We start from the raw sequence: 15,328 nt of genomic DNA on the forward strand, positions 1-15,328 counted from the left end.
CATTTTCTAAGACGGTATGTCGGAATTTGATAAATCCCTGCAAATGTTGATTTTATACGACTGTTAAGAGCAATATCGTGTCTAAACTTGCGACTGGACTTTGCATTTTCTACGAGTTATCTTCGTAATATCTCGGCATTATACTACTGGAATGTTTATCATAAACAGGGCATGATTTATGGCAGAATGGGCAGTCGTTCTCGTGCCATTTATTAGGTCTTGCTTGGATACGAATATGTTTAACTCCATTCTTATCAGAGTAAAGATTACAATTTTTTATAACTGTGTTCTTGACATTAAGGACACTTTTGCATAATGTATTAACTGAAGCCACTTGTGAATACTCCTTTTGTGTTTTTCTTCGCAGTTAATACATTAAAGGACACAAGTGTTTTTTCAATATGGTGTTGTTAATTTATGGTGTTAGGCTTCCACCATTATGCCAGAAGCCTCATATAAATTTATTGGGAAGAGTTGCTGGACTGAAGTGGTCTGATATTGACATGAATAAAAAAGTAATATCTATAAACCGGACTTTAGTGTATCAGCAATATGATTCTGATTCAAAGAAAGAATTCCATATAGAGGACCCTAAGACGGCTGCCAGTAAAAGAATAATACCGATCAATAGGCAATGTGAACTGGCGTTGAAAAGACAATACGTGCAAAAGATAGTGGTCTCTGATAAGGCCCCTAAGAGCAAAAAGGTGAAGAAAGAATTCAAGGATTTTTTGTTTACTACTAAATTCAATACTCCTTTAAATTCTCAGATTGTATGTGACGCTATTAAGAAAATAGTAAACGAGATTAATCTTATGCGTGATACATTGACTGAAATGGAGCTGTTTTCTGCGCATTGTTTTAGACATACATTTGCTACTCGGTGTTTTGAGGCCGGTATACAGCCAAAGACAGTTCAAGCTTATCTTGGACATGCTACTCTCCAGATGACCATGGATCTATATACAGCAGTTATGCCTAAATATTTGGTTAGCGAGATGGATAAGATATCGAGTCTATATGATTCAATAGAAGAAGATGGGGATAATATAGCCGAGAAGATATACTTAGAAAAGATGATGGAGACTGCTGATATAATAGAGTTTAAGGGTGATCCTAAGGTTGTATAATAATTTAAAAATAAGTTGATATATTATAATATATGTCAGCTTATTTTTTTTGTGTGGTTTGTGTCGGTAATAGGTCGGATATTGATAGAAAGTATAAAAGGTGTGATAATGTTTGTAAAAAATATGTGGTTACTTGAAATGGATAAGATCATAAAATATAATAGAAATATAAGCGGAATATATGCAGACTATGATGGCTTAGCAGTTATTACATAATATACTTATGATGGTTGATTTATATGTAATGCTGTAAGCGTATTAATATAAAATTGAAGGAGGTATGACCTATGACAGCATTAAGACAGAGCGCAATGATGGAGTTGGAGAAAATACCAGAAGACAAGTTGATTTTTGTAATCCAGATTATGCAGGGAGTTAATGGATTATACGATAATTCTAATGATGAAAGGAAAGAAGCGTTTGCAAGACTTGAGCAGTTACGAAAAAAGGGGACTGTTGTTGATGATGCAGCAGAATTAGCTTCTTATAGGGACGAGAAATATGGTAAGTAGAATTTTGATTGATACAAATATATTGCTTGATTATCTCCTTGAACGTGAACCATTTGCAGATGATGCGAGGACAATTGTTGAATTATGCACAAATGGGAAGGCCAGGGCATGCATTGCGGCACATTCAATTCCCAATATGTTTTTCATTTTAAGAAAAAATTACACAATAAAGGAGAGGCGGGACATATTATCAAGTATATGTACGTTGTTTGATGTAGAGGGGATAGATAAAACGAAACTATTGTCAGGTCTTGAAAACGAAGATTTTTCTGATTTTGAGGATTGCCTGCAGATGGAATGTGCAAAGAGCTTTGGTGCTGAGTACATCGTAACAAGAAATGTGTCTGATTATTCGGCCTCGGAAGTGAAGGCAATAGAACCTGGAGAATTCTTGAAAATGTGTTAGTAGTATAAGGAAATATTTTCAAAAGAAAAAATGGAGATTTTATGGTGGTTTTATTTCGAAAAATGACGATAAGAATATAGAGAATCCTGTAAAATAGCCATTTGTGGGGCATAGTAAAATACAAATAGTATTTCTTATTACGTTTATCAGCTCACACCTTATAAGTGGGAGTAGGAACTGGTGAGACCGCATAAAACCTATGGATTTAAGCCAAATGCGTTACATATCAATAAAATCATAAATGTATGTAAAATGATGTGATTTTCTGTAATTTAATGACTTTGTGTCGATTAATTGGTGGTTTTTCAAAATGCAGATGGAGTTTTTTTAAACGGCGTTAGTCGGGAAAGATATTAAATATAAAATCAGAACACAGCACTATGTAGATGAGGGGTAGTTATCTATATGGTGCTGTGTTTTTTCTGCTTGTCACTTGTTCCATAATTCATTTTTATTAGTTGATATGATATAATAACCAATGAGACTAATGAATGAAAAACGACATAATATGAGGGGAAGATGTATGGATAATTCTAATGATGAAAGGCAGGAAGCTTTAACAAGACTTGAACAATTGCGAAAAAAAGGATCGGTTGTTGATGATGAAGCAGAATTAGCTTCTTACAGGGAAGAAAAGTTCAGGAGGTCTTATTTAGATGAAACAGGAAATATTAAATAAATTGAACCTTGTCGAAGATCATGAAAGAGAATGTAAGTTAGCAATCGGTGGGCTTCCTGAGAGCATATGGGAGACATATTCTTCTTTTGCAAATACCGATGGTGGAACTATTTTGCTTGGAATTAGGGAGCACAGAGATTCATTTACTATTGAAGGATTGACAGAGAAACAGATTGTTAAATATCAGAAAGATTTCTGGAGCACTTTAAATGATAGAAATAAGATATCTAAGAACATTTTACTGAATCATCATGTACGGGTAGTCGAGGTGGAAGACAAAAAGGTACTTAGAATTGATATTCCTGCAGCAGACAGACATGATAAACCTGTTTATATTGGAACAGACCCGATGAGGGGTACTTATAAAAGAGACTACGAGGGAGATTTTCTTTGTACAGAAGAGGCAGTACGGGCAATGTTCGCAGATCAGAGAGATGTATCTGGTGACTTGGAAGTACTGGATGAGTTTGGATTGGATGTGCTCAACCAGGATACTATAAAAGGATATAGAATTGTTTTTGAGCAGCTTCACAGTGGGCATCCATGGAATGCTCTTGAAAATGATGAGTTCCTTATGAAATTAAGAGCCGCAGCGAAGAATAAGAATGGTACATTGTCTCCAACGATAGCTGGGCTATTATTCTTTGGAGAGGCTTATCATATTACTGAGATTTTTCCAAATTATTTCTTGGACTATCGTGAAGAATGCAATGATAAAGTCGTCCGTTGGCTGTTTCGGACACACTCTAACGAAGGTGACTGGAGTGGCAATATATACGATTTTTTCTGCAAGGTGCGTACCAGAATGGATGATGAGGTAGCAGTCCCATTTGCAAATAGAAGAGATGGGTACCGAGTGGACAGAGTTGATGTTCATGATGCATTGGAAGAGGCACTGGCAAATGCGTTGTCACATGCAAATTATTATGGCAGAAGGGGAATTTTTGTTGTTAAAAAGGGGAAAGAACTTAGCATTTCAAATCCTGGTACTATCAGGGTAACAAAAGAGGAGTTTTATGCCGGAGGCAATAGTGACCCTCGAAATCCTAATATTTTAAAGATGTTTGGATTTGTTAATGTCGGTGAGCGCGCCGGAAGTGGTGTCGATAAGATAATGACTGCATGGGCAGAGCAAAACTGGAAGAAGCCGGAATTTGATTTTTCGGAGCGTAATGACAGGGTTACATTAAAGCTGGAGGTTGGACAGGTAGTATATATTCCGAGGGCTGCTGATATAAGAAAAGAAAACATAATTCAGGCAGAAGTAACTGCAGTGACGAAAGAAGAGAAAATACTTGAGTATATCAGACGTAATGGAAGCATTTCTTCTCAAGAAGCTGCGGATATTGGCGGTTATAAGTCGAAGACTGGTGCAAGAAAATTGCTTGATAAGATGATTGCAAAAGATTTGATTAAAAAGGTTGGAAACGGACCAGCAACTAGATATGTAATTCAGTGACGATACTAATGGTTATCGAACACTTTATTGAATACTAATGAACACTTTGTTGAACACTATCGAACACTTTCTTCGTATATCGTACATAAAGTGTTCGATTAGTGACTGGTAGTAATCATTTATCGGATACCTATGCTTGGTGTAGATTATGTTTATGATAAATTTGAAGAACGAAAATAATATAATTGTGGTATTAGTAAGTATGTAATAAAACAGAAAATTTCAAAGTCCTTGAAGTATAATTTAATTTTTGAACTTTTACAGATAGCCATCTGGGATTCTTCCGGGTGGTTATTTTATTTTCATAGCAGGGACACTCTTATGACAGGGGACACCCTTCGAGACAAAAGAAACGTCACCAATATCACGGTGGGAGAATTTCCGTACATGACTTATGATAATCTGTATTCAGAAGCAGGAAAATGAAATCAGTTAAGTGATAAATTACCAAATCTGAAAGGAGACATAAGTTATGAAGAAGGATGGTTACAGTACAAGAGGATTATTTGGAACGATCAATCATTATGATAGTCATGGACATAAGACAGGCGAGAGCAGGCCGGGCCTTTTCGGTGGTATGAATAATTATGATGCCAGCGGGCATAAAGTAGGTGAAAGCAGACCAGGGCTTTTCGGCTCATATAATCATTATGACAGTCATGGACATAAGACAGGTGAGAACAGACCGGGAATCTTTGGAAGTGTTAATCATTACGATTCACATGGACACAAGACCGGGCACAGCGATATGGGTTTATTTGGTGGATTCAACCATTATGATGATTAGTGAGGTGAAGATGATGAGTAAGAAGTATTTTACGATTGCAGGATGTAATCACTACTATGGAAACGAGTATATGAAAAAGGGCATGAAGGTAAAACTTGTTAAGGAACCTGATAATGAATATGCTCAGGAAGCAATACAGGTGAAAATCAAAGGCCCTGGCAAGGTTGGCTATGTGGCAAACAGTTCGTATACAGTCAAGGGAAAGTCGATGAGTGCAGGAAGACTTTATGACAAGATCGGCAAAAAAGCTAAGGCGAAGATAGTATTTATATTTGATGGTAGCGCAATATGTGAAGTGACGGATGATGGACTATCAAGTAAATAAAAAGATATATAAATATTTCTATGTTGAAGTAGTTAATTATTTATAATAGCCATCTAAGGAATATGCCTTGATGGCTATTATAAAAGAGAGGTGGGTTATATGAAGAACAATTCATTTGGCGGAAAGATCCTGATTGTTGTGATCATAATAGGTATTATATATATTATCGGCAACATAGTAGATGTTAGTAAACCAAAGTGTGCTAAAGCCGGATGCAATAATGAGCGGTCATCAGGAAGCGTGTACTTTTTACATAAACAATATGAAAATCCATCGTATAAGAATTCATATAGCAGCACCACAAGAGCCACAACTGAAGTTATGACAAAGATAACTGAGAGAGCAACTACCAGTGTTACTACAAGGGAAGAACCTACTACCAGAGCCTGGAAGGATAACAATTCATATAAAAATAATACATCTGGCAATCCATACAAGTCATACGATGATGGATATGATGACGTGTACATGGACGGGGATTATGATGATGACAGATATAACAGAGATTCAGATTACGCTGATGGTGTGGACGATGCTATAGAGGATGATTATGAAGAGGGAGATGGAGATTGGGACTAGTAGATTATATTTCATCCGGAACTTGTGTGATTGGGGGAATATGAAAAATCATAATGGCAATAACTTTAATGCTTTTATGTATTTATGATGGAATTTTGAAACCTTTGTGTTAAAATGTCTAATGGGGTGTTGTGTCATTTCTACTCTATATTTTGAAGAACTGAAATAAAGAGTAACTATACAAGAATATATAAATATAGATATCTATGGTAGCATATTAAATGGCAGAGCAGGTGTTTAGATAAATGTATTTGGTACGATGACGAAATAGAATAGATATTAGGAAGTATCAAAGTCTGTTGGACTATGTATTTGTGAATACTTCAATTGAAATATTTTGAGAGTTTGCTATGGTATAAAGATGAATTAGTGTGTTGGAGAATATATGATTGAAAGAATATGCCCTAAGTGTAGGGTACCTATGAATGGAGAAAAATGTATAAAGCCTAATTGTGGACATGCTACAGAAATGTCATCAACTATATATTGGTGTGATGATTGTAATATTCCTGTTTTTGAGAATGTTTGTCCTATTTGTGGCAAAATGGGAAAGTATATTGCAACAGATATGAGACCAGTATTTCCAGAAGAAAATGTCCTGATTTCGCTTTTGATGGAAGATGACCCCAAGAAGTATCAAAAAGAATCGGTTTGGTTTGGAAATGGCGCTTACATAATTAATGGGAAAAAAGCACGGCTTTCTGTTACTAAAATAAACAAACTACCAATTGAAGAAATAAAGAATTTAAAAGAAAAATATGATGCTTTTTCAGAAAAAATAGATTATACATTTTTTAATGAATATGTAAAAAAATATATAGCTGCAAATGCTGATAGATATAATTCTATTACAGAAGAAGCCGTACATTTTGTTCAGCAGTATCACGATAAATATGCAATTGAAGATATGATGGTTTCTTTTAGTGGAGGAAAAGACTCAACAGTTACTTCTCATGTTGTTAATAGAGCGTTGGGAACCAATAAGGTTCTTCATGTTTTTGGTGATACTACTCTGGAATTTCCATATACGTTGGAATATAAGAAACGATTCAATAAGAATGAGGAATCTCGGGGAGTAAGAGTTTTGACTGCAAAGAACAGGGAAAAGAATTTCGAGGATCTTTGTAAAGTAGTAGGCCCACCGAGTAGAGTAATGAGATGGTGCTGTACTGTTTTTAAAACTGGAGCAATACAAAAAACCATTTCATCTGCATTCAAGGATAAAAAAAATATTTTGAGTTTTCAGGGAATTCGTCATAATGAATCAGTTAGTAGAAGCAAGTACGAAAGAGAAAGTGAAAGTCCTAAAATTTCAAAGCAGACAGTAGCATCTCCGATTATAGATTGGATAGACTATGATGTATGGCTTTATATATTAACGACGGGCATAGATTTCAATGAGGCGTATAGGTTAGGATGGACACGTGTTGGTTGCTGGTGTTGCCCTAATAATGGAGGTTGGTCTGAATTTTTGGCGAAAGTTCATATGCATGATCAATATTTACATTGGCATGAATTATTAGTTGATTTTGCTAGGCAAATAGGAAAGCCGGATCCAGAAGATTATGTTACAGAAGGGGGCTGGAAGGCCAGACAGGGTGGTAATGGATTGGCAGCAGCACAAACTTCAATTGTTTCTTTTGAACCATGTGCGACGGATGATAATGCATTCAATTATGAGTTGCAAAGACCAATAACAGAAGAATTGTACGAGTTGTTTAAGCCATTTGGGTATATTAATAAAGAATTAGGTAACAAACGGCTTGGAGAAGTATATGTAATTAATAATGCGGGAAAGGTTGTTCTTATATTACAGGGGCGTATTGGTAGTACAAAATTGAAAGTTATTATTAAAGACTTTCATATTGCAAGAGCAAAGACACTTACTGTTGCAGAAGGTAAAATTCAGTGTCAGCTTACAAAGTACCAAATGTGTTTAGGATGTAAAGCTTGTGAAAGTGTATGTAGATATGATGCAATAAGTGTTAAGGATAATGGGACAGGAAAAATAACTTATAACATCGATGATAAAAAATGCCAACGATGTACGGAATGTGTAGGTCATTTTAATGCTGGGTGTTATATGAGAAAAGTTCTAGGAATAAAGAGGACATAATATGACAACTAAAAAAATTAAAATAAAATTACAGGGACATGAAAAGTTTGCATTACGTGAAGGGTGGATTAATAAGGCATTAATGTTATTGCCGGATAATACAGATGCCTTTACTAGAAAAGATGCCACCGATTTATTTGGAATTGGTAGTAATATGGTAAAATCTCTTAGATATTGGATGCGCGCATTGGGATTAACGAATATGGCTGGAACAGAATTATCTGGGATGGGGAAGCTTGTTGCAAAGTATGATCCATATTTGGAGAAGATATTTAGTCTTTGGATTATGCATTCATATATTTCTAAGAATATAGAGAATGCTACTACATGGTTCATGTTTTTTAATAGATGTGATGCTGATGATATGGAGAAAAATGAGATTGAAAGCATATTGTTAAGAGAGGTAAGGAAGTATGCTGCAGAAACGGTATTTTCAGAAAAATCACTCAGTAATGATGTTGATGTTTTATTGAATATGTATAGCCGAAGTAAGGAAAAAAATGATCCAGAGGATAAAAGCGTATCACCATTTTCACAGCTATCATTAATAAAAAAAATGGATGGAAGATATAAAAAAATTCATCCAAATAAAACTCAGTTTCCAGAAGAGATAGTTCTTTATGAACTTGCATTGAGGATGCTAGGAGAAGATGGAATTTCTATTGAAGATATGGTGTTTGGAGAGTGCGGATTGAACAAAGCATTTAATATGACCGCAGTAATGGCTAGTGATTATTTTGATAGATTAGATGCAGCTGGATATATTCGAGTGGACAGAACAGCAGGTTTGGATATGATTTATCCAGTGCAGAAATTAGATCCATTAATAGTTATTGAAGATTTTTATAAGAATAATTTGTAGGTGTAAAAATGGAAAAGCTTAATTCATTAAAAGATATTATTAAATTTAACAGCAGTTTTAAGACAGCTGTTAACTTATATTTAAGTCTGAATAAACCGGAAAAAGTACTTGGATACATTCCAACAAAATCTTCTGTTAATTTTATGGGGGATTATTTAAATGCAGTGCTTGAAAATAAGGAGCAGGCAACCTTGTTAGTGGGACCTTATGGAAAGGGTAAGTCACATCTATTGTTAGTACTTTTAGCAGTATTATCAATGGAGCGTACAAAAGAAAACGATGAAATTATTAAAGAACTAATAAATAAAGTGAAAAATGTTGATGAAGTTGGCAAGATTGTTTCTGGAAAGATTGATAGGATATGGAAAAATAAAAGATTCCTACCTGTGTTAATAACTGATACAACAGGAGATTTAAATCAGGCATTTCTTTACGGATTGAATGATGCTCTTAAACGTGAGAAATTGGATAACTTAGTACCTGATACATATTACTCTATAGCTTTAGATAGAATTGAAGAATGGAAACAAAACTATCTCGATACATATGATTACTTTGAAAAAGAAATCGTACAAAAAGGAATAAGTATGTCTGGCTTAAAGGCTGGCTTAAGATTGTTTTCAAAAGATTCGTTAGATATTTTCAAAGATATTTATCCGAAAGTGACCGCTGGAAGTGAGTTTAATCCTATGGCAATTTCCGATGTTCTTCCGCTTTACAAGAGTACTGGTGAAAAACTTGTTGAAGATTATGGATTTGGAGGAATTTATATTGTTTTTGATGAGTTTAGTAAATTTATTGAGAGCCAGAATGGCAATTCAACTGGAGCAAATATGAAGTTGCTTCAGGAGATGTGTGAATTGGCTGCAGATTCTAGAGATGCAAAGATTTTCTTTACAATGGTTGCTCATAAGAGCATCAAAGAATATGGAAAATATCTTTCTCAGGATCTAATTAATTCATTTACTGGAATTGAGGGAAGAATAATTGAAAAATATTTTGTCACTTCATCAAAAAATAACTATGAATTAATAAAGAATGCTATAGTTAAAGATGGAAAAAAACTTGAGTTAATTCCGTATGTTGATAAATATTTAGGTGATGATAAATTTTCTGCGTATTGGTCTTTACCTGCGTTTAGAAGTAACTTTTTGGAAAACGAGTTTAGAAATATAATTTTTGAAGGCTGCTATCCTTTAAATCCGATTGCTGCGTATCTATTGTTGAATATAAGTGAGAAAGTAGCGCAGAATGAGAGAACACTTTTTACTTTTATATCTAATGATGAACCTCATAGTATGGCAAGATTTGTGATGGAACATACTGGAAACATGGAGTGGAGTATCGGAGCTGATTTGATTTATGATTATTTCAGTTCATTGTTTAAAAAAGAAGTCGCAAATGAATATATACATAATATTTGGCTGAGTGCGGAGTATGCACTTGATAAGTGCGAAAATGTCGATCAGAGGAAAATAGTTAAGGCATTAGCGATTATTTTGATTGTAAATAAAGAAGAAGAAATTCCGGCAACTAGAACTTATCTTAAATTGTCTGTACATGCTGATGATGCAGATCAGGCTATAAATGAGCTGAAAGATAAAGAATATATATATAGAAAAGGATCCACGGACACATATATTTTTAAAACCAGGGCTGGCTCAGAGTTGAGAGCAGAGATGCGCAGGCGTGGTGAACTAAAAGGGGAAAACATAAATTATGCTAAGGCTTTACTAGAAGTTACAGGAAAGTATTTTATTGTTCCAAGAAAATATAATACTGAAAAAACAATGACTCGTTATTTTACAAATGAGTTTATGGGTGTAGAAGATTTTTTGAACATTGATTCAGCAGATGCATTAATAGGTGAGGATACATTAGACGGTAAGGTTATTACTTTGTTTAGTTTTTGCGGAGTTAGGCAGGAATTAGTTAATAAGCATCTTCTTAAATTGGCGGATAAAAGATTAGTTGTAGTGTGTCCTAAAAAGGGACTGAAGGCACAAAAACAACTAAAGCAATATGAAATCATTCGAGATATAAGAGATGATTCTTTATTTACAAACAATAATGAAATATTAAAAAAGGAAATACCGCTATTGCTAGATGATCTTTCTTTGGAATTAGAGACGCTTTTGAACATAGTGTATGAGGGCGATTCGGAGACCCGGGTTCTTTACTTTGATGGCAAAAAAATTAAGAATGCAAAATCAGGAAATGAAGAGATAGCAGTTAATGAATGCTGTTCGGTACTTTATCCATTTGCTCCAGAAGTAAACAATGAGATGGTTAATAGAGCTGTAATTGGAACGGCGCAAACAAAAAAAACTAGAATAAACATAATTCAGGCCATTCTTTCTCATACTGATACACCAGACTTTTATACAGGTTCAAGTCAGGAGGCAACAATTTACAGATCTCTATTTACAGTAACAGGGGTAAAAGAAAGCAATCCAAAAGAAAATATAAATAGAATTCTTGATGAAGTAAATAATTTTGTGGATTCATGCTGCGACAAAAAGGTTTCCATATATAATTTAGTGAAAAACTTAATTAGTGAACCGTATGGTATGCGAGTCGGATTAATAGCTTTTTATGTATCATATGTTTTGGCAAATAGAAGAGAAGATATAATTGTTTACTTTGCAGATAAAGAACTTCAAATCACACCAGAAATTGTAGTAAATATGTGTGAACATTCAGAAGATTACTCTATGTATGTGTCAAGGGAGGATCTTCAGAAGGAAAAGTATATTGCCGAGCTAAATTCTCTTTTTCAGGTGGAAGAAAATAGAAATTTATCCTCCAATAGAATAAAAAACATAATTATTTGTATGCAGAGATGGTTCAGAGCGTTACCACAGGCAACAAGGAACACAATAAATCTAGAGCAATATGTTTCAGATGAATCTACAGTAAGAGCGATAAAAGAAATTAAGAGAGCAATGCAAAAGGTTGATTACAATCCTTTTGAAATCCTGTTTGTAAATTTCCCAGACGATTTTGGTACTGATTCATTGGAAAATACCTATATAATATTGGATGAATGCAAAACTTATTTTGACGATTACTTTAGCTGGATTGAGCAACAAGCAATTTCAGCAATTTATGATGTTTGGGATCCAAAAAGAAAACAGGATTTATATCATACGCTAAAAGAATGGTATGACAAACAAAGCAAGCGTTCAAAACAGGGACTTTATGATGGTAGAATGACAAACTTTATGTCGTGTATAGAAAGCCTTGATGTTTATAGCAATGAGGATGTTGTAGGCAGGGTAGTAAAAGCTGTTACAGATGTTTATATTGAAAATTGGAATAGCGGTTCAATTGAGGAATTTGTAGAAGCGTTAGAAAGTGTAAAAAATGAAATTGAATCGGTTTATGATGGCGTATCTACAGGAGAGCTTGAACTTTCATTTGTTGGCAGAAATGGAGATAAAATAAGTAGATTGTATAGTCATGCTGATGAGAGCGCTGGTAGCGTGCTAAGAAATATTATTGAAGATACATTGGAAGAATATGACGATTTGAGTGTAAATGATCGGGTTTCAATTCTTCTTGAAATGATTGAGAAAATAATTAAGTGAGGGGATGTGTTATGATTTATCTAGATAATGCAGCGACAACCTTTCCAAAGCCGGAAAGCGTGTATGTGGCAATGGATAAGATAAATAGAGCTGGGGCAGTAAATGCAGGAAGAGGGTCTTATAAACTTGCACAGTCGGCAAGTAGGTTGATTTCTGACTTAAAAACTAGATTAAGATTGCTAGTGCATGTTGATGCTTCAACAGCTGTTGTACTTTCTCCATCTATAACAATAGCTATGAACCAAATTGTTAATGGACTTGGTTTAAGGCAGAAAGCAGTTGTATATGTATCACCATATGAACATAATGCTGTTGCAAGAAGTTTATATGGTCTATCAAAGCGGCAAAAATTAGTTATCAAGGAACTTCCGCTTGATGATAGTCTGGAAATTGATATAGAGAAGATGAAATATGAATTCTCAAAAGATAAGCCAGAAGCAGTATTTTGTACACATGTGAGCAATGTTACTGGATATATTCTTCCAGTTGAGGAGATATTTAGAGAGTCCAAAAAACATGGAAGTATTAATGTGTTAGATTCAGCTCAGTCGTTAGGACTGATAGAGGTCAGGGCTGATTTAATGGACGTGGATTTGATTGGATTTGCAGGACATAAAACATTGTATGGTCCTTTTGGAATAGGAGGATTTATTAATGTGTCAGCAGTTCAATTAAACACTTTTATCACAGGAGGAACGGGTAGCGATTCTCTTAATCTTGAAATGCCATTGGGGAATGAAGCGAGATATGAATCATCGAGTCCAAATATTGTTGCAATAGCGGGGTTAAATGCGGCACTTGAATGTCTTGATCAAAAGGTTAATTTTAATCGAGAATATGAAATGACTTCTTATTTAATTGAACAGTTAGGTTCAATTAGGGAAGTAAAGCTATTTCTTCCATCAAACTTAGAAAAACATGTTGGAATTGTTTCTATTTTGATTGAAGGATTTAATTCAGAGGATATAGGTACAATATTAGATGAGGATTTTGACATTGCTGTTAGAACAGGTTATCATTGTGCTCCGTATATACACAAATATTTAAAAGATGCTTCGTCACTAGGAACTGTAAGAATAGGAATAAGCCAATTTACTACAAAAGATGAGATTGACATTCTGATAAAAGCTTTAAAGGAGATAGTAGATGAGTAATTATAGGGATTATATGGTTAATTTTAGTCAATCTGATTTACGAGGATATCTAGGAGAAGATATAGTGGATCTGTTGGTAGAATGGATGCCAAAAGGAGAGACTCTTTTAACCAAACAAAAGATGATAAGTATGATTAATTCATCATATGGAACTTCTATTCTAAAAAACAGGCAATTTCGTAAAAATTTACTTCAGAGTATGAATGAATCTGATATTTTAAAAATACGAGATGCATGCTTAGTTGGTCGTGAACGTAATGAGAGTAATCCATTGACGTTAATTGAGATTATTGCAAATAAACCGTGGGGCAAAAATGCAGTGACAGCTTATTTATTAAAGATGTGGGATGTACCAGAATCGGTGTTAGATAAGCCAGTAGATACGACTGTAATTGAAAATGAAATTTTCGCTCCAGATGATCAATTTTATGAATTACTAGATTATCAGTATTACATTAAACAAAGGGTATTGAATAATTTGAATTCTGGTCATTTATTGGAAAGAATGCTTGTACATATGCCTACTGGTACAGGAAAAACAAAAACAGCTATGCACATTATTACAAATTACATTAATTTTACTTTGGAAAAGAAAGGAATAGTGATTTGGGTAGCTCATACAACTGAGCTATTACAGCAGGCATATGATACTTTTGAATCAGTGTGGCAGCATTTAGGTGATGGGAAAATTACTGCATATAAGTTGTGGGGAACAAAGACGATAGGGGATATAGATAGACCATTAAATGGTATAGTTTTTTGTGGATTATCGAAAATTATGTCGATAGCGGATTCTAATCCTGAGCTATATGAAAGACTAAAAAGAGCTTGTAGATTAGTTGTTTTCGATGAAGCTCATAAAGCAGCCGCTAAACAGACTCAAAAAGTCATTGAGGGATTAATGAGGATGCCGGCTGGATATGAAAATAGGGCTTTGATAGGACTTACGGCGACGCCAGGTCGAACTACAGAAGATTCGTATGATAATAATATGCTAACTAATATGTTTGGGAATAAGCTTATTTATATTGATTCAAATATATTAAATCAGATCAATCTAGGTCGATTGAAGGCTCTCAACACAGTGGCAGAAAATAACATAATTAAGTACTTCCAAGAACGTAGAATTTTAGCAAAAATGAATCCCAAGAAACTTACATATAAGACGGAGTTCTCAGAAGAAGATTTAAAAACACTTAGTAGCGCATTAATAGATATGGGATATGACGATAAGGAATATACAGATGAACAGCTAAAGGTGTTGGCTAGAAATAAAGAACGTAATCTTGCGATTATGGCCCAGCTAAGACAGTTGAATCTTGATAAGAAACCAACAATAGTATTTGCTTGTTCAGTTGATCATGCAAAGATGTTAGCAGCAATGTTAACACTTGAGGATATACCCAATAGCTTAGTATTGGGAGAAATGGATTCAATAGATAGAAAACATGCAATTGATATGTTTAAAGATAGAAATTCTGGGGTAGATATTATTATTAATTATGAAGTTCTTACAACAGGTTTTGATTCAAAAAATATAAAATGTGTGTTCATAACTAGACCAACAAAGTCAATTATTTTGTACAGTCAGATGTTAGGTAGGGGGTTAAGAGGACCATTGATGGGTGGCAATGAAGAGTGCGATTTGATAGATATTGATGATAACTTACAAGCATTTGACAACGAAACAGCATTTTCACATTTTAATGATTATTGGAGAATTTAGGAG

The 15,328-nt window shown here is 34.4% G+C and carries 13 protein-coding genes; all 13 read left to right on the top strand.

What is annotated here, in order from left to right; translation table 11 throughout:
• Positions 1–401: 401 nt before the first annotated feature.
• The 13 genes from DWX57_RS01925 to DWX57_RS01980 all read left to right on the top strand — a co-directional run bounded on the left by DWX57_RS01925 (position 402) and on the right by DWX57_RS01980 (position 15,325).
• Positions 402–1,130: a site-specific integrase gene (locus tag DWX57_RS01925; protein WP_118016639.1), complete on the top strand. Its 729-nt coding sequence runs from the start codon at positions 402–404 to the stop codon at positions 1,128–1,130.
• A gap of 287 nt (positions 1,131–1,417) precedes the next feature.
• On the top strand, positions 1,418–1,642 hold the full coding sequence (locus DWX57_RS01930; RefSeq protein ID WP_118016638.1) for a UDP-N-acetylenolpyruvoylglucosamine reductase: 225 nt from the start codon (positions 1,418–1,420) through the stop codon (positions 1,640–1,642).
• On the top strand, positions 1,632–2,048 hold the full coding sequence (locus tag DWX57_RS01935; RefSeq protein ID WP_118016637.1) for a PIN domain-containing protein: 417 nt from the start codon (positions 1,632–1,634) through the stop codon (positions 2,046–2,048). Before DWX57_RS01930 ends, DWX57_RS01935 begins: the two co-directional genes overlap by 11 nt.
• A 523-nt stretch (positions 2,049–2,571) precedes the next feature.
• The gene (locus DWX57_RS14025) at positions 2,572–2,727 is read left to right on the top strand and encodes a hypothetical protein (RefSeq protein ID WP_158547569.1); all 156 of its coding nucleotides are present in this window, start codon (positions 2,572–2,574) and stop codon (positions 2,725–2,727) included.
• Positions 2,705–4,186 (top strand): RNA-binding domain-containing protein, encoded by a 1,482-nt coding sequence (locus DWX57_RS01940; protein ID WP_120122934.1) that lies wholly within the window; start codon positions 2,705–2,707, stop codon positions 4,184–4,186. Before DWX57_RS14025 ends, DWX57_RS01940 begins: the two co-directional genes overlap by 23 nt.
• A gap of 472 nt (positions 4,187–4,658) precedes the next feature.
• Positions 4,659–4,973 (top strand): hypothetical protein, encoded by a 315-nt coding sequence (locus DWX57_RS01945; RefSeq protein WP_120122935.1) that lies wholly within the window; start codon positions 4,659–4,661, stop codon positions 4,971–4,973.
• Positions 4,974–4,986: 13 nt separating this feature from the next.
• Complete coding sequence (locus tag DWX57_RS01950) at positions 4,987–5,298, top strand: HIRAN domain-containing protein (protein WP_120123140.1); 312 nt, start codon at positions 4,987–4,989, stop codon at positions 5,296–5,298.
• Positions 5,299–5,397: 99 nt separating this feature from the next.
• Positions 5,398–5,877 carry a hypothetical protein gene (locus tag DWX57_RS01955; protein WP_120122936.1) on the top strand — a complete coding sequence of 160 codons (480 nt, stop codon included), beginning with the start codon at positions 5,398–5,400 and terminating at the stop codon, positions 5,875–5,877.
• A 385-nt stretch (positions 5,878–6,262) separates the two neighbouring features.
• A complete protein-coding gene (locus DWX57_RS01960) occupies positions 6,263–7,993 on the top strand; it encodes a phosphoadenosine phosphosulfate reductase domain-containing protein (protein WP_243106143.1) in 1,731 nt (576 codons plus the stop codon).
• A gap of 1 nt (position 7,994) precedes the next feature.
• A complete protein-coding gene (locus tag DWX57_RS01965) occupies positions 7,995–8,855 on the top strand; it encodes a DUF4007 family protein (protein ID WP_120122937.1) in 861 nt (286 codons plus the stop codon).
• Between the two features lie 8 nt (positions 8,856–8,863).
• The gene (locus DWX57_RS01970) at positions 8,864–12,445 is read left to right on the top strand and encodes a hypothetical protein (RefSeq protein ID WP_120122938.1); all 3,582 of its coding nucleotides are present in this window, start codon (positions 8,864–8,866) and stop codon (positions 12,443–12,445) included.
• An 11-nt stretch (positions 12,446–12,456) separates the two neighbouring features.
• Positions 12,457–13,599 (top strand): aminotransferase class V-fold PLP-dependent enzyme, encoded by a 1,143-nt coding sequence (locus DWX57_RS01975; protein WP_120122939.1) that lies wholly within the window; start codon positions 12,457–12,459, stop codon positions 13,597–13,599.
• The gene (locus tag DWX57_RS01980) at positions 13,592–15,325 is read left to right on the top strand and encodes a DEAD/DEAH box helicase (RefSeq protein ID WP_120122940.1); all 1,734 of its coding nucleotides are present in this window, start codon (positions 13,592–13,594) and stop codon (positions 15,323–15,325) included. Before DWX57_RS01975 ends, DWX57_RS01980 begins: the two co-directional genes overlap by 8 nt.
• Positions 15,326–15,328: the final 3 nt, after the last annotated feature.

Source organism: Coprococcus sp. AF19-8AC, assembly GCF_003603115.1.
GTDB lineage: Bacteria > Bacillota > Clostridia > Lachnospirales > Lachnospiraceae > Coprococcus > Coprococcus aceti.